Source organism: Halostella salina (genome assembly GCF_003675855.1).
GTDB lineage: Archaea > Halobacteriota > Halobacteria > Halobacteriales > Natronoarchaeaceae > Halostella > Halostella salina.
This window is the reverse complement of the sequence record NZ_RCIH01000004.1, coordinates 88,167-107,619: the sequence shown is the minus strand read 5'-3', so window position 1 is coordinate 107,619 and position 19,453 is coordinate 88,167. Positions and strand designations below refer to the sequence as shown.

The 19,453-nt window shown below is 68.8% G+C and carries 24 protein-coding genes and 1 tRNA gene; 15 read left to right on the top strand and 10 right to left on the bottom strand.

The features are described 5' to 3' along the window. Window positions 1–47: 47 nt before the first annotated feature. Window positions 48–170 carry a hypothetical protein gene (locus D8896_RS19990; RefSeq protein WP_259372644.1) on the bottom strand — a complete coding sequence of 41 codons (123 nt, stop codon included), beginning with the start codon at window positions 168–170 and terminating at the stop codon, window positions 48–50. A gap of 80 nt (window positions 171–250) precedes the next feature. Here D8896_RS19990 and D8896_RS09115 point away from each other — a divergent pair, with 80 nt between their 5' ends. The 4 genes from D8896_RS09115 (at window position 251) to D8896_RS09100 (ending at window position 2,830) form a co-directional block, all read left to right on the top strand. After that, window positions 251–745: a GNAT family N-acetyltransferase gene (locus tag D8896_RS09115; RefSeq protein ID WP_121821789.1), complete on the top strand. Its 495-nt coding sequence runs from the start codon at window positions 251–253 to the stop codon at window positions 743–745. A 67-nt stretch (window positions 746–812) separates the two neighbouring features. Continuing rightward, window positions 813–886 (top strand) — tRNA-Phe (locus tag D8896_RS09110). A gap of 223 nt (window positions 887–1,109) precedes the next feature. After that, window positions 1,110–1,601: a hypothetical protein gene (locus D8896_RS09105; protein ID WP_121821788.1), complete on the top strand. Its 492-nt coding sequence runs from the start codon at window positions 1,110–1,112 to the stop codon at window positions 1,599–1,601. After that, on the top strand, window positions 1,598–2,830 hold the full coding sequence (locus D8896_RS09100; protein WP_121821787.1) for an MFS transporter: 1,233 nt from the start codon (window positions 1,598–1,600) through the stop codon (window positions 2,828–2,830). The genes D8896_RS09105 and D8896_RS09100 overlap by 4 nt, the downstream gene beginning before the upstream one ends. Before the next feature lie 57 nt (window positions 2,831–2,887). On the opposite strand, the gene D8896_RS09095 is transcribed toward D8896_RS09100, so the two are convergent. From D8896_RS09095 to D8896_RS19330, 3 genes are all read right to left on the bottom strand, one after another. After that, complete coding sequence (locus tag D8896_RS09095) at window positions 2,888–4,411, bottom strand: methyl-accepting chemotaxis protein (protein WP_121821786.1); 1,524 nt, start codon at window positions 4,409–4,411, stop codon at window positions 2,888–2,890. A 1-nt stretch (window position 4,412) separates the two neighbouring features. Then, window positions 4,413–4,988, bottom strand: coding sequence for a heme NO-binding domain-containing protein (locus tag D8896_RS09090; RefSeq protein WP_121821785.1), 576 nt, complete (start codon window positions 4,986–4,988; stop codon window positions 4,413–4,415). Window positions 4,989–5,129: 141 nt separating this feature from the next. Then, window positions 5,130–5,813 carry a hypothetical protein gene (locus D8896_RS19330; RefSeq protein WP_162991512.1) on the bottom strand — a complete coding sequence of 228 codons (684 nt, stop codon included), beginning with the start codon at window positions 5,811–5,813 and terminating at the stop codon, window positions 5,130–5,132. 142 nt (window positions 5,814–5,955) lie between these two features. Here D8896_RS19330 and D8896_RS09080 point away from each other — a divergent pair, with 142 nt between their 5' ends. Together D8896_RS09080 and D8896_RS09075 are read left to right on the top strand one after the other, a co-directional pair. After that, on the top strand, window positions 5,956–7,143 hold the full coding sequence (locus tag D8896_RS09080; RefSeq protein ID WP_121821784.1) for a hypothetical protein: 1,188 nt from the start codon (window positions 5,956–5,958) through the stop codon (window positions 7,141–7,143). A 47-nt stretch (window positions 7,144–7,190) separates the two neighbouring features. Further along, a complete protein-coding gene (locus D8896_RS09075) occupies window positions 7,191–7,412 on the top strand; it encodes a hypothetical protein (protein ID WP_121821783.1) in 222 nt (73 codons plus the stop codon). A 14-nt stretch (window positions 7,413–7,426) separates the two neighbouring features. On the opposite strand, the gene D8896_RS09070 is transcribed toward D8896_RS09075, so the two are convergent. Continuing rightward, window positions 7,427–8,497 carry a hypothetical protein gene (locus tag D8896_RS09070; protein WP_121821782.1) on the bottom strand — a complete coding sequence of 357 codons (1,071 nt, stop codon included), beginning with the start codon at window positions 8,495–8,497 and terminating at the stop codon, window positions 7,427–7,429. Between the two features lie 237 nt (window positions 8,498–8,734). Further along, the gene (locus D8896_RS09065; RefSeq protein WP_121821781.1) at window positions 8,735–9,334 is read right to left on the bottom strand and encodes an NUDIX hydrolase N-terminal domain-containing protein; all 600 of its coding nucleotides are present in this window, start codon (window positions 9,332–9,334) and stop codon (window positions 8,735–8,737) included. A gap of 104 nt (window positions 9,335–9,438) precedes the next feature. Here D8896_RS09065 and msrB point away from each other — a divergent pair, with 104 nt between their 5' ends. Then, window positions 9,439–9,849: a peptide-methionine (R)-S-oxide reductase MsrB gene (gene msrB, locus D8896_RS09060; RefSeq protein WP_121821780.1), complete on the top strand. Its 411-nt coding sequence runs from the start codon at window positions 9,439–9,441 to the stop codon at window positions 9,847–9,849. Between the two features lie 4 nt (window positions 9,850–9,853). Here msrB and D8896_RS09055 read toward each other — a convergent pair whose 3' ends face one another. Together D8896_RS09055 and D8896_RS09050 are read right to left on the bottom strand one after the other, a co-directional pair. Then, window positions 9,854–10,216 carry a CHY zinc finger protein gene (locus tag D8896_RS09055; protein WP_121821779.1) on the bottom strand — a complete coding sequence of 121 codons (363 nt, stop codon included), beginning with the start codon at window positions 10,214–10,216 and terminating at the stop codon, window positions 9,854–9,856. Between the two features lie 2 nt (window positions 10,217–10,218). After that, window positions 10,219–10,806, bottom strand: a complete 588-nt coding sequence (locus tag D8896_RS09050; RefSeq protein WP_121821778.1) for a DUF6663 family protein — start codon at window positions 10,804–10,806, stop codon at window positions 10,219–10,221. A gap of 214 nt (window positions 10,807–11,020) precedes the next feature. Here D8896_RS09050 and D8896_RS09045 point away from each other — a divergent pair, with 214 nt between their 5' ends. From D8896_RS09045 to D8896_RS09035, 3 genes are all read left to right on the top strand, one after another. Beyond that, the gene (locus tag D8896_RS09045; protein ID WP_121821777.1) at window positions 11,021–11,251 is read left to right on the top strand and encodes a MarR family transcriptional regulator; all 231 of its coding nucleotides are present in this window, start codon (window positions 11,021–11,023) and stop codon (window positions 11,249–11,251) included. A 172-nt stretch (window positions 11,252–11,423) separates the two neighbouring features. After that, window positions 11,424–11,954 carry a 50S ribosomal protein L16 gene (locus D8896_RS09040; RefSeq protein ID WP_121821776.1) on the top strand — a complete coding sequence of 177 codons (531 nt, stop codon included), beginning with the start codon at window positions 11,424–11,426 and terminating at the stop codon, window positions 11,952–11,954. A 199-nt stretch (window positions 11,955–12,153) separates the two neighbouring features. After that, complete coding sequence (locus D8896_RS09035; RefSeq protein ID WP_121821775.1) at window positions 12,154–13,011, top strand: ATP-grasp domain-containing protein; 858 nt, start codon at window positions 12,154–12,156, stop codon at window positions 13,009–13,011. Here D8896_RS09035 and D8896_RS09030 read toward each other — a convergent pair. Both D8896_RS09030 and D8896_RS09025 read right to left on the bottom strand, forming a co-directional pair. Next, window positions 13,004–13,396, bottom strand: a complete 393-nt coding sequence (locus tag D8896_RS09030; protein WP_121821774.1) for an Hsp20/alpha crystallin family protein — start codon at window positions 13,394–13,396, stop codon at window positions 13,004–13,006. The genes D8896_RS09035 and D8896_RS09030 overlap by 8 nt on opposite strands. Window positions 13,397–13,469: 73 nt before the next feature. Beyond that, window positions 13,470–14,483, bottom strand: a complete 1,014-nt coding sequence (locus D8896_RS09025; RefSeq protein ID WP_121821773.1) for a type II glyceraldehyde-3-phosphate dehydrogenase — start codon at window positions 14,481–14,483, stop codon at window positions 13,470–13,472. Between the two features lie 294 nt (window positions 14,484–14,777). Between D8896_RS09025 and gap the strand changes: the two genes are divergently transcribed. The 5 genes from gap to D8896_RS09000 all read left to right on the top strand — a co-directional run bounded on the left by gap (window position 14,778) and on the right by D8896_RS09000 (window position 19,436). After that, window positions 14,778–15,854 (top strand): type I glyceraldehyde-3-phosphate dehydrogenase, encoded by a 1,077-nt coding sequence (gene gap / locus D8896_RS09020; RefSeq protein WP_121821772.1) that lies wholly within the window; start codon window positions 14,778–14,780, stop codon window positions 15,852–15,854. A 5-nt stretch (window positions 15,855–15,859) separates the two neighbouring features. After that, window positions 15,860–17,071, top strand: a complete 1,212-nt coding sequence (locus tag D8896_RS09015) for a phosphoglycerate kinase (RefSeq protein ID WP_121821771.1) — start codon at window positions 15,860–15,862, stop codon at window positions 17,069–17,071. Between the two features lie 68 nt (window positions 17,072–17,139). Next, window positions 17,140–17,850 (top strand): DUF2270 domain-containing protein, encoded by a 711-nt coding sequence (locus tag D8896_RS09010; protein WP_121821770.1) that lies wholly within the window; start codon window positions 17,140–17,142, stop codon window positions 17,848–17,850. A 60-nt stretch (window positions 17,851–17,910) separates the two neighbouring features. Next, the gene (locus tag D8896_RS09005) at window positions 17,911–18,405 is read left to right on the top strand and encodes a metallophosphoesterase (protein WP_121821769.1); all 495 of its coding nucleotides are present in this window, start codon (window positions 17,911–17,913) and stop codon (window positions 18,403–18,405) included. A 77-nt stretch (window positions 18,406–18,482) separates the two neighbouring features. Beyond that, window positions 18,483–19,436, top strand: coding sequence for an aminopeptidase (locus tag D8896_RS09000; protein ID WP_121821768.1), 954 nt, complete (start codon window positions 18,483–18,485; stop codon window positions 19,434–19,436). Window positions 19,437–19,453 lie beyond the last annotated feature (17 nt).

The following is a 19,453-nucleotide window of genomic DNA, read 5'->3' as shown; positions in this document are numbered from 1 at the left end:
AGTCCTCTGTTCAATACACGACCGTTTAGGTTGTATATTTGTTGGAGTTACTTCAAAGAGTCAGATTCAGTTTCCAGCTCCGCACCGCAGTCCCGGCACTCGCCGTCGACGATGGTCACCTGTGCGTCGCACTCCGGACAGAAGTCGCGGTAGCACGCCGGATCGCCCATGGTTCCATCTCGCACGGCCTCCGACAAAACGCCTGCGCCGACCCCTGTGTGTTTTGCGCCGGGGCGTCGAACCTCGTCCCATGAGCGTCGAGGTTCGGCCGGCGACGCCGGCGGACGTGCCGGGGATCCGCCGCGTGGCCCACGCGGGATGGAATGCTGCGTACGAGGGCGTGCTGTCCGCGTCGACCCGCAAGCAGTGCCTTGCCGAGTGGTACGCTCCAACTGTCGTCGAGCGCGCGGTGACTGACCCTGACGTGAGCTACTTCGTCGCGGACGACGACGGCGTGGTGGGGTACGCCAGCGGCGACACCGACGGCGGCGAGGACCTCGGCCGCCTGTCAAGCATCTACGTCCACCCCGACCGCTGGGGAGAGGGCGTGGGGACCGAACTGTTAGACGCCGTCGAGTCGGCCCTCGCCGACCGCGGAATCGACGCGGTGCGCGTGCTCGTACTCGCCGAGAACGACGTGGGGGTCCGGTTCTACCGGGCGCGCGGCTACGACTGCGTCGACTCCAGAACCGCCGAACTCGGCGGCGAGACGTGCACCGAACGGGTGTTTCGCGGCTCCGTCTGAGCGGCGGCCGTCCGCCCGCCGTGTTTCGAAATCCTTTTTGCCTGCATCGACCGAGCATGTGGTGCGCGCCGCCTTAGCTCAGACTGGGAGAGCACTCGACTGAAGATCGAGCTGTCCCCGGTTCAAATCCGGGAGGCGGCATTTTCCTGCGAACGAAGTGAGCAGTGAAAACGCCCCGACTGCGATTCACACCCGGCGAGTCGCACGCCCGGGAAGCGTACGGAGCGAGCGACCCGGAACGGCTTGCCTCGGTTCACAACCCGGGAGGTTGCATCCCGATTCTACGCGGGTTCTCTTCGAAGAGCCCTCACGCTCGACCGGCTCGCCAAAATGTATTTTATCAATCATGACAGACTGAGCACCAATGGTAAACGGAGACGACGAGCCGACCGCCGGCATCGTCGCGTACCTCCTGCTCGTTCCGATGCTCCTCGTCACCGTTGGGATACCGACGATAGTGCTCGGTGCACTCGCGACGGTCGCACTGTACGGACTGCAGGCCACCATCGGACTCCCGACGCCGACGTTCGGTCTCCTCGGGGCGGTCGGGCTGCCGCCGGGGCTTGAGAACTCGCCGATCGTCTACGGCCTCGGGGTCGGGCTTCTGACCGCACTCTGGCTGCTGAGCCGGACCGGCATGGACTGGAAGGGACGGACACCGACCCCACGAAACCGGGCGACAGGTGGTAGTTCCACGCACGCCAGATCGGCAACCAGCCATTCCCCTTGGGCTGGAGATCACCGTCTCGTCACAGGCCCGGTATCCGACCAGACACGGGAAGTGAATAGAGAATCAGCGAGCGGAGTCCGGTATAGAAACGCTCAAACAGGTCAGGACCGCTCGTTTCGAACGTGAAAGACCGGCTCCGCGGAGCGAAGGAAGGGCGGCTCGTTCTCGGAGCGGTCATCGTCAGTACGTTTTTCATCGGCTTCGGGGGCGGCGTGATCTTCCCGATCCTGCCGAACCTCGGCGCAGTTCTCGGGATCTCCCCGTTTCTGGTCGGCGTCATCCTGAGTGCGAACCGGTTCTCGCGGCTGTTCGCGAACGCGCCGGCCGGGGGGCTCGTGGACCGGTACGGAACGCGAAAGCCGTTCGTCGTCGGGATGTTCGTTCAGGGGATCGCCACGTCGGGGTACGTCGTCGCGATGGTCGCGCCGATCCCGGAAGCGTGGTTCATGGGCGCTCGCGTCCTCTGGGGCGTCGGGAGTGCGCTCGTCTTCGCGACCGCGTACACGATCGCCGACGACATCAGCGACGGCGGGTCGCGGGGGTCGAACATGGGTCTCATCAGGGGCGGGGTCCTCTTCGGGTTCCCGGCGGGCGTGGTCCTCGGCGGGCTCGTCAGCGAACTCGCCGGCAACGTCGTCGCTTTCACCGTCGCGACCGGCTTCGCGTTCTTCGCCAGCGCCGTCGCGTACCTGACCGTGCCCGAAACGCACGTCGAGAGCGGGGCGAACCAGTCGGTCAAACCGTGGGACATCAACACGGGCCTCCCCGCCATCACGGTCGGACTGGTGAACTTCGCCGTGTTGTTCGTCTACATCGGTGCGCTGTTCGCGACACTGGTCGTGTTCCTCGACCGGAACCGGCTCAGCCTCCTCGGCTTCGACGCACAGGGCACCTCGGGCCTGTTCATGGGCCTCACCGTCGTGGCGGCAGGGCTGTCGATGTACCTCGGCGGGTACGTCAGCGACCGGAACCAGTCGCGGGTCCCAATTTTGCTCGCGTTTCTGGGCGTCACGTCCGTCGGGTTCGTCCTGCTCGCGCTCGCGGATTCGGTCCTGACGCTGGCTATCGCCTGCCTGTGCATCGGGCTGGGACAGGGCGGCACGAGCGGGCCCCTGATGGCGCTGCTGGGCGACCTCGTCGCCGACGGCGAGATGGGCCGCGCCGTGGGGACGAACAACGTGTTCGGGGACGTCGGCGGCGGGTTCGGACCCATTGTGACGCTCCCGGTCGTCGAGAGCGTCGGCTTCTGGCCCGTGTATCTCAGCTGTGCGGTCATGCCGCTCGTCGCGGCCGCGATCCTTCTGGTCGGCGTCCGACGGGAGACCGGTCAGTTCCTTCCGAGTGTCGGGAACTGACGGGAAACCGCAAGGGCCGGCCGGCGTCAAACCCGGCGAAAACAGGAGATCCGCCCCTCAGGCCGCGTCGGTCGGCGTCGTCGCCTCCTCGTCGGCGGCGTCGACGGTGACGGACTCCAGCCGCTCGCTGAGCTCGTCGGCCTGGTCGGCGAGCCGGTCGATGCTCTCGTTGACGCGGGAGAGCGCGGCGGACTGTGACTCGGCGGAGGTCGCCGCGCGCTCAGCTTCCGTCTTCGTCTCCTTCGAGACTGCGGTCGCGTGCTCGACGGAGTCGAGCACCTCGTCGATCGACTCGGTCTGCTGTTCGGTCGTCTCGTTGATCGCCTGAACGCCGGCGTTGGTCTGCTGGGCGGCCCGTGCGACGGACTCCAGGGAGTCGACCGCGTCCTGAACCGAATCCGCCTGCTGGGCGATCCGCTCGCTGGTCTGTTCGGCCTCGGCGACGGTGCGCTCGGTCTGGCTCCGGATGTGGTCGAGCCGTTCCTCGACCTCGTCGGCCGCCTCCTTTGAGTGTTCGGCCAGCTCCTTGATCTGGGTGGCGACCACGGCGAAGCCCTCCTCCTCGCCGGTGCGGGACGCCTCGATGTTGGCGTTCAGCGCGAGCATGTTCGTCTCCTCGGCGATCTCGCGGATCGCGTCGACCAGCTCGTCGATCTGGTTCACCTCGGCTTCGAGCTGCTCGATCGCCTCGACGGTCTCGGCCGACTCGGACTGGATCTCGCCCATGCCGTCGATCGCGTCGTTCGCGGCGTCGCGACCCTCGCGGCCGACCTCCGCGGTCTGTTCGGCGAGGTCGGCGACCTCGGCCGTCGAGATAGACATCTCCTTGACGGTCGCCGAGAGCTCACCGACTTCCTCGGTGGCCGCTTCGAGCTCCTCGGCCTGCGTGTTCGACTCCTCGGAGATCTCGTTGAGCATGACGCGGACGCGGTCCGCACCCTCGCTGACCTCCTGGGTCGAGAGCGTCACCTCGTGGCTGTAGGCGGCGACCTCGTCGGCGAACCCGCGGATGTCCGCGAGCAGGTCGGAGGTTTCGTCGAGCAGGGCGTTGACCGAGGCGGCCGTCGCGCGGGCCGCCTCGTCGGGGCGGTCCTCGTCGAGGCGAACGGTGTAGTCGTCCGCCTCCACCGCCCGGTCGACACACCGGTCGATGTCGTCCGCGAGGCTCTCGTACGCCTCCGACCGACGCCGCATCACGGCCAGTTCGTCCTCCAGGTCGTCGACCTGCGAGCGAAGCTCGCCGACGTGGGCTGCTTCGTCGTTCAGTTCGGTCGCCGCCAGTTCGAGTTCGGGGCGGTCCCACTCGTCGTCGACGGGGGTCCCGACCGTTCGGTCCGCCAGCGCCGACCGGAACGCGTCGGCTTCGTCCGCCCGTGTGCCGGACTGGAACGCGGTCACCGCAGCCCCGACGACGGCGCTCGCGAGGACGCCGGCCCCGCCGGCCGCGAGGACCGTGGTGCCGGTGTTCTCGGTCGCGACGAGCGCGCCGCCCAGCACGGCCCCGCCGACGAGCAGCGTCGCGACCCCGACGCCGGCCGCCGCGCGCCCTGCTCCGCCGGACGCCTCCTGTTCGCCCGCCATCTCAGTCACCCACGCTCCCGGTGGTCGTCGATTTCGACACCCGCTGGACGCTGAACGTGCATCGGTCGTCGCCCTCCAGCATGCAGGTGTGTTCCTTGTAGCGGTACTCCTCGTCGTAGTAGTCGCCGACGCCGGTGATCAGCCCCGGGATCCACTGACACCACTGCCGCTTCGAGCCGTACACGATCTTCAGCGTCTCGTCGTCGATCTCCTCGATCCGAAGGACGGGCGGCGTCATCTCGCCCATCCGGCGCTGGCGCAGCTGGGTGTGGATCGCCTCGATCTGCGACAGCAGGTCGAGCCCGTCCCAGTCCGGTTCGACGTACGCGCTCCCGTACACGTCGATGATGGGTTCGATGATCCACACCCCCCAGTCGTACATGAACGACTCCATCGAGGTGTCGGTGACGTCGAGGGTCGCCTCCAGCAGGTCGACAGTGACCTCCTCGTCGTAGGTCGTCACGGCGACGTACATCTCGCCCTCGCGGCCGGCCTCCTCCTGTACCGTCTCCCACGTCTCGATGTCGTGTTGCTCGACGACGTAGTCCTTGAGCGTCTTCAGGATGATCCCGTGCATCAGTACGAGTCCCCGCGTTCGGGCCGCCGGTTCCAAACGGTGGCTGCCGAGCGTATGGACGTTCTCCGGACCAGCATCGTCGTAAGAAGCATTTCGAATCCTGTATTGTCGGATAGACGTATAAAATGTGTGGCCGAGCGGTCAGGTCCGCTTCGCCGTCCCGAATCGCTGTTCGTACGCGCCGACGGCGTACACGATGAGGGGAACGCCGACGGCGGTCGGCCCGAGCCACCGGAGCAGCGGCGGCAGGAATGTGAGGTTGACGGTCACGGCGGCGGTCACCGTCGCGATGAACCCGCCGCCCATGTAGCCGATGTGCATCGTGACCCACGGCGGACGGGCGGCGGGCGGCGCACGGAGAGTGCGGAGCGACAGCGCGGCGAACCCCACGCCGATCCCGCCGAACACGACGAGGGCCGGCGCGAGGCCGGCCGGACCGGCCACCGTCCGCCAGCCGCCCCACGCGACCATGCCGGTTCCGACGAGGGCCATCGTCCCGTGGCCGGCGTAGTCGACGGCCGTCGGAGCGGTCTGGCCGGCGCGACGCCGGGCGACGACCCGGTAGCCGCCGAACACCAGATAGCCGCTGAACACGGCGATCGCGAGCAGGAACGGGTCAGTGGTCCACACCGACAGCGGAACCGCGGTCGCGACGACGACGGCCATCGACAGCACGTACAGCTTGCCGGCGGCGTTGTGCCGCCTGCCGCCCTTCCGCGTCACGATCGCGCCCGCCCCGCCGCCGAGTGCGGCGACGCCCGCGAGGACGTGAACGCCCAGCACGGCGACGAAGGCGGTCGCGTCCGCGCTCGGGTCTACCACCATCGGCGACCCGCGCCGTGACGCGCCCGGTCGCTGTCGCGGTCCATGCGATCCGTTTCGGGGCGGTGTCTGGTATGCTTTTTGTTGACACGTACCCTTCGGACTCCGCCCCGAGCGGGCCCGACCCGGGCGTAAGCAATTACGGATGCACGTGCTAGGCGAACAGCAGGGGAAAGCGGTGACTGACGAGGCGGAGCCGGAGTCGGCGGACAGGGGTGAGAAATCGGGGGTCAGCGTGCGACGCCGGCGACTCCTTCGGACGGGGGTCAATCTCGGCGCGAGCGCGGCGATAGTCGCCGGGTTCGGCGCGGACTACGTCGCGTCGCGGGACCTCGACACGATCACGTACGCGATGGCTCGCCCCGGCCCCGGATCGGCGACGCTCGAACCGCGAACGAAGGAGGTCCCGGTCGCGTGGCACGAGGGGCTCCGGCTCGCGTTCGAAGCGCAGGAGCGGATCAAGCAAACGGGCGCGCAGTCGCTGGTGGGGTCGTTCGTCGTGCCGGGCAGCTACGACAGCCCTGCGGCGACGCTCGCCGTGGATGCGACCGACGAGAGCGTCGCGGACACGCTGGCTGACCTGACCGGGGAGGTACCGATCGCGATGAACCTCGTCGACGAACTCCCGGCGGAACCCGAGGGGACGTTCGACCGCTCGGACGTGTATCAGGTCCCGGACCTGCCCGACGGGCGGGTCCCCGGCGGAGTCGCCTGCGAGACGGACGCGGGGGTCGGGACGCTGACGCCGGCGCTGTACGACGCGGACGGCGCGCGGTTCTTCGGCACCTCGAACCACGTGTTCGGCGGCGGCGGAACGATGACGACGGAGCACCGCGGGGAGCCGCTCGCGGTCCTCCATGCGGACGGACCGCGTGCCGTCGGGTCCGTCGCGCGGGGGTATCCGACCGCGGACCTCGTTCGCGTCGCCCCGGACGACGGGTTCCGGCCCCAGTCCGCGGTCGAACGAGCCTCCCCGCGGCGCGTGGTCGGACAGTACACGAAGTTCGGCCTGGCGGACCTGATGGCGCGCGGCGAGCCGCTGACGAAGGTGGGGTCGGTGTCCGACCGCACGACGGGGCGCGTCGAGGGAATAAACGGCGTCACCTGCTACACGGGGACGAGCTGCAAGCTCGGCCAGCTCAAGTGGGGCGGACAGAACGACATCGTCGACGGCGACAGCGGATCGGTGAACTTCCACGTCGACCCGGAGCACCCGGACGAGGGCGTGCTCGTCGGCGGCCTCAACAACGCCCGGACCTGGTGGCCCAGGGCCGATTTCTCGTGGGGGACGGCCGCCCACCACCTGCTCGACGAGTACGGGTTCCACTTCTGACCACGCGACGGCACAGCTTTACCCTGCATCGCGTGGACAGGACGCCCATGCGGTCGGCAGATCCCTCGCGACTCACCGACTCGCTTCGCGGCGTGACCGAGTCGCTCCCGTGGCGCTCGCTGCTGGTCGACCTGCTCGTCGTCGCCGTGTGGGTCCTCGCCGCCTCGGTCGCGTTCCGGGCGATGGAGTGGCCGGTCCTGCCGTACTACGCGGTCGTGTTCGGCGGCGTCGTGGCCTACTCGCTGGCGGACCGGCCGTTCGGACGCTGACGGCCCGCGGCCGGTCAGCCGCCGCGTCCCCCGCGGCCGCGGGAGTTGCCCCGCCCGCGTCCCCGACCGCCCTTTCCCCGGTCGCCTTTGTCGTTCCCGCGTCCACGGTCGTCTCTGTCGTTTCCTCTTCCCCGGTTGTCGTCGCTCCGCCCACGGCCCCGGTTGCCCTTCCCTCGGCCTTCGTCCCCCCTCCCGCGGTTGCCACCGCCGTTGCCGCGTCGTCCCTTCCCCCTGCCGCGTCCGCGGTCCCCGCTTCCGTTCTCGTCCTCCTCGTCGCGGTCTTCGTCCTTCCCGTCCTCCTCGCCCCCCTCGTCGTCTCCGTCCCCGTCCTTCCCGTCGTCGCACGCGCCGGTGCGGACGACGAGTTCGGCGTCCAGTTCGAGGGGGATCCGCCGGGGCGACTCCCGGCCGTCCGGGAACGAGAGGAACTGCCAGTCGGTGAGGGTGCCCTCGTAGTACTCGCCGTAGAGCGCCGCCGACTCGTTGAACGCGGGGTCGATCAGCAGCGAGAATCCATCGCCGATACCGCGGAGCGCGCCGCCGTCCGTGCCGGCCTGGCCCCAGGTCCAGTCGATCCGGTGGGTGCTCCCGTCCACGTCCCAGCGGTCGTAATTTGTCGCCGCCGGGTCGCCCGTCTCGGGGTCGAGATAGCGGTCGTCCTTCACGGCCCACGTCGCGCCCGCCGGGACGCCCGCGACCGTCCACGAGACCGACCCACCGCTGGTGAAGGACCCGTGGACGACGACGAGGCTGAGCCCGTTCGGTCCGTCGTACAGGAAGGTGATCGTGGTGTCGACCCGCTGGAGGTCGCGGGTGCCGACCGAGCCGTAGTATGGTCCCGTTCCGGGGTCGCTCGCGCCGTTATCCCCCTCGAACCGGTCGGGGATGCGGAGGCCGTACAGCTCCTCGACCGGTCGGTCGCCGGACAGGGGGACGACGGACGCACAGGTCCCGCCCTGCTGGACGGCGTAGCGGTCGTTCGCGGCGGACGCCGAGGCGGTCGCGGTCGGGAGTGCCGAGAGCGCGGCCGCGCCGGCGACGGCCGATAGCAGTTCGCGTCGGTTGAGCGTCGTCGGTGTCGGCATATTACCCGGTTGATACGGCGGATACATTGTTATTCCCGGCCGAACCGACGGTATACGGCGACTACGCAGGGGTTTCGGACTGGCACCGAACGCGCTTTCTCGGCGGCGACCGCAGCGGCTCCCGGTGAGGAAGGCCGAATCCGTCGCGAACAGCGCCGTCGGCACGGTGCGGGGGTACTCGACAGCGTCGGTGACCTCTCCCGGGCCGACCGGACCGGTCCCGACTCGACCCAGCACTCACCCGACGGCCGCCGCCAGGGCGTCCCGGGCGTAGCGCTCGTGGTCGGAGAACCAGCCGTCGACCGCGTCGACGCGCTGCCACGCCAGATCGAGGCCTTCGTGTGAGAGTTCGAGGTCGCCGCCGACCCGCTCGCACAGGTAGAGCAGCGTCACCGCGCCGTGGGGGTCGTAGCCGGCACCCGCCGGCAGTTCGTACGCGTCGACGAGTTCGACGGGGCGCACGTCGAGTCCGGTCTCCTCGCGGACCTCCCGAACGACCGTCTCCGCCGGCCCCTCGCCGGGGTCGGCGTGACCGCCGGGGAGACACCACTCTCCGACCGGCCGCTGCATCGTGAGGAGGCGGGCCTCGTCGTCGACCACCGCGCCCGTCGCGCCGACCTTCGGGGTGACGTGGCCGAGTTCGTCCGCCAGCCGCTCCCGCACGTCGTCGGTCGGCAGGTCGAGCGTCCGGCCGTAGTACTCCGCGACGAGCGCCTCGATGCGCTCGTAGCGCTCCCGGTCGTACGGGTCGTCGGCGTACTCCAGCCCGTTCGCCGCGATGACGCGCAGTTCGTCGAGGAGGGCGAGCAGGTCGACGGCGTCGTCGGACGGGGGCATGGGGGAGGATCCGCCCGAGCGCCGCAAAAGCGTTTCCGACGCCTCGCGCCGTCCGCCTCCCTCCGGGCGGAACGCCCATCCCCCTCGCGCCCCTACGACTGCCCATGTCACAGGACACCGCCGACGACCTGCCGGAGACCGAGGCCGAGTGGCGCGAACGGCTGAGCGAGCGGGAGTACCGGATGCTCCGCGAGGGCGACACCGAGCCGCGCGGGAGCGGCGAGTATCTGAACCAGAAGGCCGACGGCACGTACGCCTGTGCCGGCTGCGGGGCCGAGCTGTTCGACTCGGAGACGAAGTACGACTCCGGCTCGGGGTGGCCGAGCTTCTGGGACGCCGTCGACGACGACCGGATCGAGACCGAACGGGACACCAGCCTCGGGATGACGCGCACCGAGATCCTGTGTGCCCGCTGTGGCGGCCACCTCGGCCACGTGTTCGACGACGGCCCGGAGCCGACCGGCAAGCGCTACTGCGTCAACTCCGCGTCGCTGGAGTTCGACCCCGAGGAGTGACCGGCTACCCGTCCATCTCGAAGTACCGGTCGTAGTGGTTCGCACAGCCGGGGTTGAACGCCGCGCCGCAGTCCGGACAGGCGTGGTCGCCCTCGACGAACGTCCGGACCGACAGCGCGCTCCCGCAGACGCCACAGAGCACGCCGTCGGCGTCGAACGCCGCCCGCGGGATCCGTTCGGCGTCGTGGTCCGCGACGGCGGCGTGACAGCGGAAACAGGGGTAGTACGCGTCACAGCACGCAAAGCGGATCGCCACCACGTCCCGCGCCCCGTCGTAGTGGGCGCAGCGGGTCTCGGGTCCCACACCGACACCGCGAACCGCGTGGCCGGCCACGTCGACCGTCGTCCGGTCGGAGTCCTCCGCCATCGTCACTCGCGCGGGCAGTCGTACGTGTCGCGGACGGTGTCCGCGAACAGCCCGCCCTTCTCGATGGCGAGGGTGACGATGAGGAACGGCTCGTCCGTCGGTCGGATGACGAAGGCCTCGAACGGCGGGTCCTCGTTCTCCGCCAGCCGGTCGAGCAGGGGTTCGAGCGGCCGGACGCCGTCCCGGAACTCGGTGAACAGGTCCTGCTCGCCCGGCTGCTCCGCGAACGTGTAGACGACGCCGTTGGCATCGCCGTCCGTGCCGTAGGTCACGTCGGCGTTCATCGCCGCGCCGTCCGCGCGGGCCGACCGCCACGTCTCCTCGGCGGCCTCGAAGACGGTGTCGGTCCCGTCGACGAACTCCAGCAGCGTCCGGTCCAGCACGTCGACGCTCGTCGCCTGCGGTTCGCCGTCGTCCCACTCGACGGTGGCGTCGACGCGGTAGCCCGGCCGGAGTTCGTCGTCCCCGGCGTCGACCGCTTCCCTCGGGACGTACGTCGGGTCCGCGGTGTCGACGTCGAGGAACACCCACTCGGCGGCGTCGCGGGTGCCCGCGAGCACGCGGAACGTCCCGCTCGTCGTCGGTTGCATACCTCGCTGTAGCCGAGCGTCGCGTAAAGGCGCGTCGCGTCAGGGCGAGGAAACGCTCGGAAACCCGTATCGTATTTATGATATTTCCTTCCACAGTGGGGTCGTGTGGTACCCTCCTTCGAGACATATAATGACATGGGGTCAATCTGTGGTGTATTATTTCCATTCAGCATAGATTCTTATGTGGGAACGCCGTTTTCGAAGACGAGACAACATGAGCACGCAACAGGCCATCCAGCAGTCGACCACCCGTTCCCTGCCGACCGAACTCGAATCGCCGCGCGCCAAACTCGTCTACCTCTACCTCTCCGACGCCGGCGAGACCACCGTCGACGACGTCCAGTCGGCGCTCAACCTCCGGAAGATGACGCTGTTCGGCGTCCTCGACACGCTGGCGTCCCAGGGCTTCGTCGAGCGTCGCGGCGACACCGTCGCCGCGGCCTGAGCCCCGGCCCTGCCGCACGACCGACGACCTGTTGCTGCCGACGCCGCCGCGCCGTTTTCCGTTCGTTCGACGCCGCCCAGCCGACGCGCCGCCAGCGGCCGTCTCGTCGGTGTCTCCGTCCGTGCTTCGAAGGGTTTATTCGCGCGGTCGGCCTCAGTCCCCTGTAATAACCATGTCAGACAAACCTGCCTCGATGTACCGGGAGATCAGCAAGCCGCCGTACACCCGACGCGAGTACATCACCGGCATCCCCGGCTCGAAGATCGCACAGCACAAGATGGGCAACGTCGACACCGAGCCCGACGACTACCCCGTCCAGATCAGCCTCGAACTGGAGGAGGAGTGCCAGCTCCGCCACGGCGCGCTCGAAGCGTCGCGCCTGTCGGCCAACCGCCACATGCTCAAGGAGGTCGGTCAGGAGAACTACAAGATGATCCTCCGGAAGTTCCCCCACCACGTCATCCGGGAGAACAAGCAGGCGACCGGCGCGGGCGCGGACCGCGTCTCCGACGGGATGCGCCAGGCGTTCGGGAAGGTCGTCGGCACGGCCGCCCGGATCCAGACCAACGAGCGCCTGTTCACGGTGTGGTGTTCCGTCGAGGACGCCGACGAGGCCAAGGAGGCGTTCCGCCGCGCCTACAACAAGATCTCGCCGCCGTGCCGCGTCGTCGTCGAGCGCGGCGAGGAGCTGCTCGTCTCCTAACGAACTTTTTCCGCTTCGGGTGCGCCAGCGGCGCACCGCTCAGCGCAAAAACTTCGATGAAAAAGGCCGCGAGCGCCGTCGGCGCTCGCGGGGAAACGCCGCCTTCGGCGGCGTATACTTTCTGCTACCGCACAGCCTGACTGCTGTCAGCCGCCGCAGTTTCCGGCGGCTTTTTGCTCCGAGAGTCGCAGGTAGCGGTATGCGCAGACTGGCGGTGGTCAACCGCGAGGAGACGTTCGAGCGGATGGCCGACCCACTCGCGGAGCGCGGGGTCGAGGTCGTCCACGTCCCGGTCCGGGAGCGGGCGATCGACCTGTCCGGCGAGGACCTGCCGGATGTCGACGCGGGGTTCGTCTTTCCCGGCCGGACGATGGAGGGCGCGGCGGTCGACGCGCTGCTCGACGTGCCGTGGCTCAACGACCGCGACGACGTGCTGACCTCGCGGAACAAGGGCGGCGTGATCGCCGAACTCGGCAGCGCTGGTCTGCCGGTGCCCGACACCGTGATGGTGTCGAACCCCTGCGACGAGGACGAACTGGTCGCGGCGTATGAGCGGTTCGACCCGCCCGTCGTGGTGAAACCCAACTCCGCGACGCGCGGCGTCGGCGTCGCGAAGGTGACCGACCTGGACTCCTTCCTCGGCGTCGTCGACTACCTCGACCTGGTCCACGACTACCGCGCGACCGGCGACAAGTCCTTCCTCGTGCAGGAGTTCCTCACCGGTGCGACCGACTACCGGGCGATGGTCGTCGACGGCGAGTACGTCGGCGCGGTCGAGCGCCGCCTGCCCGACGAGAAACTGGCCGCCGGCGGCTGGAAACACAACGTCCACCGCGGCGCGGTCGCGGAGGGCGTCGACCTCCCGCCGGAGCTACGGGAGCTGGCGGCGGAGACCGCGGCGACGCTCGGGATCCGCTTTCTCGGCGTCGACCTGCTGGTGTCCGAGGAGCGGACGGTCGTCAACGAGACGAACGCGCGGCCGACAATAGACGCGGCGACGAAGTACCGGCCGGGCTTCTACGACCGGCTGGCGGCCGCGATACGGGACCTCAGCTGACGTCGATGTCGGCGGAGCCGTCGGCGGCGCGCTCGAACACGACTTCGAGGACGCCGTTGTTGTAGGTGGCCGACGCGGAGTGCTCGTCCACGCGGGTCGGCAGCGAGACGCGCTCGTCGTACTCCCGGCGCTCGCTGGCCGCGCTGACCGTCAGCACCTTCCCGTCGCACTGGAGTTCGATGTCCTCCTTGGCCACGCCCGGCAGGTCGGCGACGACGCGGACCTCGTCGTCGGTCTCGTGGATGTCGACGTGGGTGTCGCTCCCGAACCCGGCCGATCCCTCGAACCGCATGTCCGTCCCGTCTGCGCCCATCATCTCGTTCATCATCCGCTCTATCTCCCGGAAAATGTCGTCGAAGGGTTCGTCGCGGTCGTCCCGTCGCATACGCTCGGGTAGGGTCAGCGCGGGCAAAAGCCTTCTGTCGGCGGCATCGCGGGCGGGGTCCGCCCCGGCGGCGTCAGATCCCCATGCCGAGCGTCTCGTTCGTCGTCGCCATGCTCTCCTCGGCGTCGGCCAGTTCGGCCACCGCCCGGAGCGCGTCGACGTTCTCCGGGACCACGTCGCTCTCCTGGTGGATCCCCTGGAACAGCGACAGCTCGCCGTCCTCGACGTGGATCGACTCCGCCCAGACGCAGTTCTCCCAGATGTCGCCCCGCGGGCGGCCGGCGTCGCGGGCGAACTCCTTCAGCGCCCCGGGCCCGTCGAGTCCGAGCCCCTCCGGCACCAGGAAGATCCGGTCCTCGTCGGCCAGCAGGTCACGAACCGCCTCGGTGGTGGGGTCCCCCTGCAGGCTGATGTTCAGGCTGTGGACGTGCATCAGCGTCGCCGGCACCTTCAGGCCCGCCGTGTGGATCGACAGGTCCGGAAACACCGTCTGCACGTCGGGACCGTGGTGCGAGGGGAGCGAGACCGGGTCCGGCAGGATGTCGTTTATCGGTCCCCGACAGTACTGGTCGGGGTCGCCGCCACGCCGGACCAGCGTGGCCCGCGCTCGCTCCACGCCGTACGTCTCGTACAGCGGCGCGAGCAGGCGGGAGAGACCGGTCGTGTTGCAGGAGACGACGCGGACGTACTCCTCGCCGATCGCCTCGGCGTAGTTTGCTCGGGCGTTGAAGCTGGTCTCGGCGACGCTCGCGTCCTCGGCCCCCTGGAACAGCGCCGGCGTGTCGTGGTCCTCGTACAGCGGCCGGTTTTGCTCCCCTACGCCCCCCGGCGTGGCGTCGACGACCACGTCGCTCTCGGCGACCATGTCGTCGACGGTCCCCTCGACCGCGATCCCCGCGGTCTCGAACTCCCCCACTCCGCTGCCGCCGGCCACGTACAGCGGGTAGCCGGCGGCGACGGCACTCTCGGCGACGTGGTCCGGCGAGGTCTTGGCGACCCCGTGGACCGTCATGTCGGGCTGCTCGCGGACCGCGTCCGCGACGCGCTTGCCGATAGTGCCGTAGCCGTTGATGCCCACATGGAGCATATCTCTCTCTCCCACGTTGATCGGGATAACCTTTTCGCGTTCAATTGATAGATGTTAACTCGAAATCGAGTAGTTGGAGATAGAATCGACCAACGGAACGTCGATCCGACGGTTCTGTGTGAACAAACCACTATGAAATATTTTTTATAATTATGGGCTGTCGCGCCGTCAGGCGACGGGCCACGGAGAACGAACGTTGTGATGAAGCCCATTATCTTTCGGTAAATTAAATAGTTCTCAACATGAGCGGCTTTTTGGATAAATACTTTACCCAGGGAGGGCGATCATTCATACATGAGTAAAGATTCAGGTGCAGCGAGCGCAGTGGCGGACGAGTCCGACCCGATCCGCGTCGGGCTGAACGGGTTCGGTCGCATCGGGCGGAACGTGCTCCGCGCGTCGCTGGACACGGCGGGCGTCGAGGTCGTCGGGATCAACGACGTGATGGACGCCGAGGACATGGCGTACCTGTTCGAGTACGACAGCGTCCACGGCAGCACCGACGGCGTCTCCCTCGACGGCGGGCACCTCGCCGTCGGCGACCACACGATCCCCATCTTCTCTGAGAAGAACCCGGCCGAACTCCCCTGGGACGAGCACGACGTCGACGTCGCGTTCGAATGTACCGGCCTGTTCCGCAACTACGACGACGCCCACAAGCACGTCGAGGCCGGTGCCGACAAGGCGGTCATCTCCGCCCCGCCGAAAGGCGAGAAGGAGGTCAAGACGATCGTCTACGGCGTCAACCACGACGAGTACGACGGCGAGGACGTGGTCTCGAACGCCTCCTGTACGACGAACTCCATCTCGCCCGTCGCCAAGGTGTTAGACGAGGAGTTCGGCATCGAGTCAGGCATGCTGACGACCGTCCACGCCTACACCGGCTCGCAGAACCTCATCGACGGGCCGAAGGCCAAGACCCGCCGCGGCCGCGCCGCCGCCGAGAACATCGTGCCGACCTCGACGGGCGCGGCGCAGGCGACGACCGAGGTCCTCCCTCAGCTGAAGGGGAAGCTCGACGGCATGGCGATGCGCGTCCCCGTCCCCGACGGCTCGATCACCGACTTCACGGTCGACCTGCAGGAGGACGTCTCCGCCGAGGAGGTCAACGAGGCGTTCAAGGCCGCCGCCGACGGCGAACTCGAAGGCGTGCTCGGCTACACCGAGGACGAGGTCGTGTCGCGTGACATCGTCGGCGTCCCCTTCTCCTCGATGGTCGACCTCCAGTCCACGATGGAGGTCGAACAGGACGACGGCCTGGTCAAGGTGCTGGCCTGGTACGACAACGAGTACGGCTTCGCCAACCGCATGCTCGACGTCGCCGGTCTCGTCGCCGAGACGGAGCCCACCGAGGTCGAACCCTCGGCCTAACACACATGTTTCAGACTCTCGACGACCTCGCCCCCGAGCAGCGACTGCTGGTGCGGCTCGACCTGAACGCCCCAATCGAGGACGGCCGCGCCCGGGACAACCGCCGGTTCGAGCGCCACGCCGAGACCGTCCAGGAGCTGCTCGACGACGGCCACGCGGTCGTCATGATGGCCCACCAGGGCCGCCCCGGCCGCGACTCCTTCGTCTCGCTGGAGAGCCACGCCGAGGTGCTCGCCTCGCATCTGGACCGCGACGTGGCGTTCGTCGACGACGTGTACGGCGACGACGCGCTGGCCGCCATCGAGGACACCGCGGGCGGCGAGGCGCTCCTGCTGGAGAACGTCCGGTTCCTCGAGGACGAGGAGCTTGGCGACCGCTCGCCCGCCGAGCACGCGGAGAGCGACTTCGTGCAAACGCTCGCGCCGGCGTTCGACGCCTACGTCAACGACGCCTACTCCGCGGCCCACCGCGCCCACGCCTCCATCGTCGGCTTCCCCGAGGTCATGGACGCCTACGCCGGCCGCGTGATGGTCGACGAGTACGAGTACAACACGGGCGTCGAGCGCCGCGAGTTCGACGGCAAGGTGACGATGGCGCTCGGCGGCACGAAGGCCGAGGACGTGATCGCCGCCATGGAGCACTTAGACGAGAAGGTCGACCAGTTCCTGCTCGGCGGCGTCGTCGGCGAGCTGTTCCTCCGCGCCGCGGGCTACCCCGTCGGGTACGACCTGCCGGACGGCCCGGACCTCTACGACGAGAACTACGAGAAGAACGCCGAGACCATCGAGCGCGTGCTGGAGGAGTACGGCGACCGGATCGCGCTGGCCGCTGACATGGCCTACGAGGCCGACGACGGCGAGCGCGCGGAGCACGACGTGGACGCCATCGACGAGAAGTCGGTGTCGTACATGGACGTGGGACACGACACCGTCGAAAAGTACGTCCCGCACGTCGAGGAGAGCGAGGCCGTCCTCGTGAAGGGCGCACTCGGCGTCTTCGAGGACGAACGCTTTAGCTACGGCACCGTCGAGGTGCTCCGTGCGGTCGCCGAGACCGACTGCTTCTCCGTGGTCGGCGGCGGCGACACCTCCCGCACCGTCGAGCTGTACGACCTGGGCCGCGAGAACTTCGACCACCTCTCGATCGCCGGCGGCGCGTACCTCCGTGCGCTCACCGGCGAACCGCTGGCCGCCGTCGAGGCGCTGAAGCAGGACTGAGCGCCGGACGCAGCGGCCGTCGTTCCGCCGCCCCCGACGACTATGCACGTCGCCGGAGAACGTCCGCCATGTCGGACGACCACCAGCGACGGGACGGCCCGCTCGACGGGGAGGATCAGGAGGTCGCCGCCGAGATAGCCGACGAGACCGACTCGCTGCTCGTGCTCCTCTCCAGCTACTACCGCGGCGGCGTCAGCCAGGCCAACAACAGTCAGACGCGGATCGACGGGACGACGAACTGGGCGATCACGGTGCTCGCGGCGCTGCTCTCCGTCGTCTTCGCCCGCCCGGCGATGCCGGCGTACCTGCTGCTGGTGGGCGTCGTCATCCTCGCGGTGTTTCTCTCCTACGAGGTTCGGCGCTACCGCTTCTACGACCTGTACCGGGCGCGGGTCCGGTTCGTCGAGGAGAACGTCTTCGCGAACGCGCTGGAGCCGGTCGGCGCGGAACACGCCGACTGGCGCGCGGAGCTGAGCGACGACCTCCGCAACCCCACGTTCAAGGTGACGACGCGAGAGGCGCTCTCGCGGCGCGTCCGGCGCGTCTACGGGCACCTGTTCGCGGTGCTCGGCGTCGCGTGGGCGGCGAAGGTCACGCTGTTCACGCCCGAGGCCCGATGGACCGAGGCGGCGGCGCTCCCCGGCGTCCCCGGCGTCGCCGTCGCGGGGGCGCTCGGCGCGTTCTACCTCGCCGTCGTCGCCGTCGCCGCGTGGCCGGGCGGCCGCGAGGCGAAAGGCGAGGTCCACGACGAGGAACCCGGGAAGTGGAAAAACGGGTGACCGTCGAGCGAGTCGCCCCGACCGCCCACGCTTTTCCCGTCCGTCGCCGTACCGCCGCCCATGCGAGTCGGCATCGTCTCGGACACCCACGACAACGTCGAACTGGTCGAGCGGGCGGTCGAACACTTCGAGCGCGAGGGCGTCGAGACAGTCGTCCACTGCGGCGACTTCGTCGCGCCGTTCTCGGCGACGCCGTTCGACTGCCCGTGGGCGTTCCACGCCGTCCGGGGCAACAACGACGGCGAGTGGAATCTCGCGTCGACGGTCGACGAGTTCGGCACGTACCACGGCGAACTCGCGGAGCTGACGCTCGACGGGGCTGAGATAGCGGTGTACCACGGCACCAGCATCCCCATCGTGGAGGCGCTGGTCGACTGCGGCGCGTACGACTACGTGTGTCACGGCCACACCCATCAGCGCCGCCACGACGAGGGCGACACCGTCCGGATCAACCCCGGCGGGATCGCCATCCCGCCCGCGCCCGAACCGCTCCACGTCGCGGTGCTCGACACCGAGGCGGGAAGTGTAGAGTTCGAACAGATAGAGGAAGCATAGGGGGTGGCCCGAGGGCAACTCCCCTGCCCGCGGGCGCAACCGTCAGTATCATTCCCTCCCCGGCCGGAGTCGCGGGCATGAACGAGGAGTTCCGCGGACCGGCCGAGACCGCCGTCGAACAGTGCCTCGACCTCCAGACGGACGAGTCCTGCGCGGTCGTCACCGACGACAAGCGCCTGCCCATCGGCGAGGCGCTGTACGAGGCGGCGAGCGCGGTCACCGACGACGCGGTGCTGCTGCGCTATCCGCCGGGCGACCAGCACGGCGAGGAGCCGCCCGCCCCCATCGCCGCGGCGATGCGGGACGCCGACGCCTTCCTCGCGCCGACGACGAAAAGTATCAGTCACACACGCGCCCGCGGCGACGCCTGCGAGGCCGGCGCGCGCGGCGCGACGCTCCCCGGGATCACCGAGGAGGTGTTCCTGACGGGGCTTGACGCCGACTACGAGAACATCCGCGAGGAGTGCGACGCGATGCTGGCGAAGGTCGCCGACGCCGACGAGGTGCGGGTCACGACCGACCTCGGCACGGACTTCACCGTCTACCCGGGCGACCGCGAGTGGCGCGACGACCACGGGATGATCCGCGAGCCGGGGTCGTTCTCGAACCTGCCCGCCGGCGAGGTGTTCGTCAGCCCCGAGACGGCCGAGGGAACGTACGTCGTCGACGGGACGATGATGCCCCACGGGCTGCTCGACAACGGCGAGACGCTGACGTTCGAGGTCGAGGACGGCTTCGTCACGTCGATCAGCGACGACGACATCCGCGAGCAGGTCGAGACGGCCGCCGAGGAAGTCGGCGATGCGGCGTACAACCTCGCGGAACTCGGCATCGGGACGAACGTCGCCGTCACCGAACTCGTCGGTTCCGTCCTGCTGGACGAGAAGGCGGCGGGCACCGTCCACGTCGCGCTCGGCGACGACGCCGGCATCGGCGGCGACACCGACGCGCCGATCCACCTCGACGGGATCATTCGCGACCCGACGGTGTACGTCGACGGCGAGCGGATCGAACTGCCCGAGGGCGTCTGACCGCGGGTTTTTCCCTC

Excerpts from the sequence above, each read along its gene's own strand:
- D8896_RS19990 (WP_259372644.1), bottom strand. The coding sequence starts at position 170 with ATGGGCGATCCGGCGTGCTACCGCGACTTCTGTCCGGAGTGCGACGCA.
- D8896_RS09115 (WP_121821789.1), top strand. The coding sequence starts at position 251 with ATGAGCGTCGAGGTTCGGCCGGCGACGCCGGCGGACGTGCCGGGGATC.
- D8896_RS09105 (WP_121821788.1), top strand. The coding sequence starts at position 1,110 with ATGGTAAACGGAGACGACGAGCCGACCGCCGGCATCGTCGCGTACCTC.
- D8896_RS09095 (WP_121821786.1), bottom strand. The coding sequence starts at position 4,411 with ATGGCGGGCGAACAGGAGGCGTCCGGCGGAGCAGGGCGCGCGGCGGCC.
- D8896_RS09090 (WP_121821785.1), bottom strand. The coding sequence starts at position 4,988 with ATGCACGGGATCATCCTGAAGACGCTCAAGGACTACGTCGTCGAGCAA.
- D8896_RS19330 (WP_162991512.1), bottom strand. The coding sequence starts at position 5,813 with ATGGTGGTAGACCCGAGCGCGGACGCGACCGCCTTCGTCGCCGTGCTG.
- D8896_RS09080 (WP_121821784.1), top strand. The coding sequence starts at position 5,956 with ATGCACGTGCTAGGCGAACAGCAGGGGAAAGCGGTGACTGACGAGGCG.
- D8896_RS09075 (WP_121821783.1), top strand. The coding sequence starts at position 7,191 with ATGCGGTCGGCAGATCCCTCGCGACTCACCGACTCGCTTCGCGGCGTG.
- D8896_RS09070 (WP_121821782.1), bottom strand. The coding sequence starts at position 8,497 with ATGCCGACACCGACGACGCTCAACCGACGCGAACTGCTATCGGCCGTC.
- D8896_RS09065 (WP_121821781.1), bottom strand. The coding sequence starts at position 9,334 with ATGCCCCCGTCCGACGACGCCGTCGACCTGCTCGCCCTCCTCGACGAA.
- msrB (WP_121821780.1), top strand. The coding sequence starts at position 9,439 with ATGTCACAGGACACCGCCGACGACCTGCCGGAGACCGAGGCCGAGTGG.
- D8896_RS09055 (WP_121821779.1), bottom strand. The coding sequence starts at position 10,216 with ATGGCGGAGGACTCCGACCGGACGACGGTCGACGTGGCCGGCCACGCG.
- D8896_RS09050 (WP_121821778.1), bottom strand. The coding sequence starts at position 10,806 with ATGCAACCGACGACGAGCGGGACGTTCCGCGTGCTCGCGGGCACCCGC.
- D8896_RS09045 (WP_121821777.1), top strand. The coding sequence starts at position 11,021 with ATGAGCACGCAACAGGCCATCCAGCAGTCGACCACCCGTTCCCTGCCG.
- D8896_RS09040 (WP_121821776.1), top strand. The coding sequence starts at position 11,424 with ATGTCAGACAAACCTGCCTCGATGTACCGGGAGATCAGCAAGCCGCCG.
- D8896_RS09035 (WP_121821775.1), top strand. The coding sequence starts at position 12,154 with ATGCGCAGACTGGCGGTGGTCAACCGCGAGGAGACGTTCGAGCGGATG.
- D8896_RS09030 (WP_121821774.1), bottom strand. The coding sequence starts at position 13,396 with ATGCGACGGGACGACCGCGACGAACCCTTCGACGACATTTTCCGGGAG.
- D8896_RS09025 (WP_121821773.1), bottom strand. The coding sequence starts at position 14,483 with ATGCTCCATGTGGGCATCAACGGCTACGGCACTATCGGCAAGCGCGTC.
- gap (WP_121821772.1), top strand. The coding sequence starts at position 14,778 with ATGAGTAAAGATTCAGGTGCAGCGAGCGCAGTGGCGGACGAGTCCGAC.
- D8896_RS09015 (WP_121821771.1), top strand. The coding sequence starts at position 15,860 with ATGTTTCAGACTCTCGACGACCTCGCCCCCGAGCAGCGACTGCTGGTG.
- D8896_RS09010 (WP_121821770.1), top strand. The coding sequence starts at position 17,140 with ATGTCGGACGACCACCAGCGACGGGACGGCCCGCTCGACGGGGAGGAT.
- D8896_RS09005 (WP_121821769.1), top strand. The coding sequence starts at position 17,911 with ATGCGAGTCGGCATCGTCTCGGACACCCACGACAACGTCGAACTGGTC.
- D8896_RS09000 (WP_121821768.1), top strand. The coding sequence starts at position 18,483 with ATGAACGAGGAGTTCCGCGGACCGGCCGAGACCGCCGTCGAACAGTGC.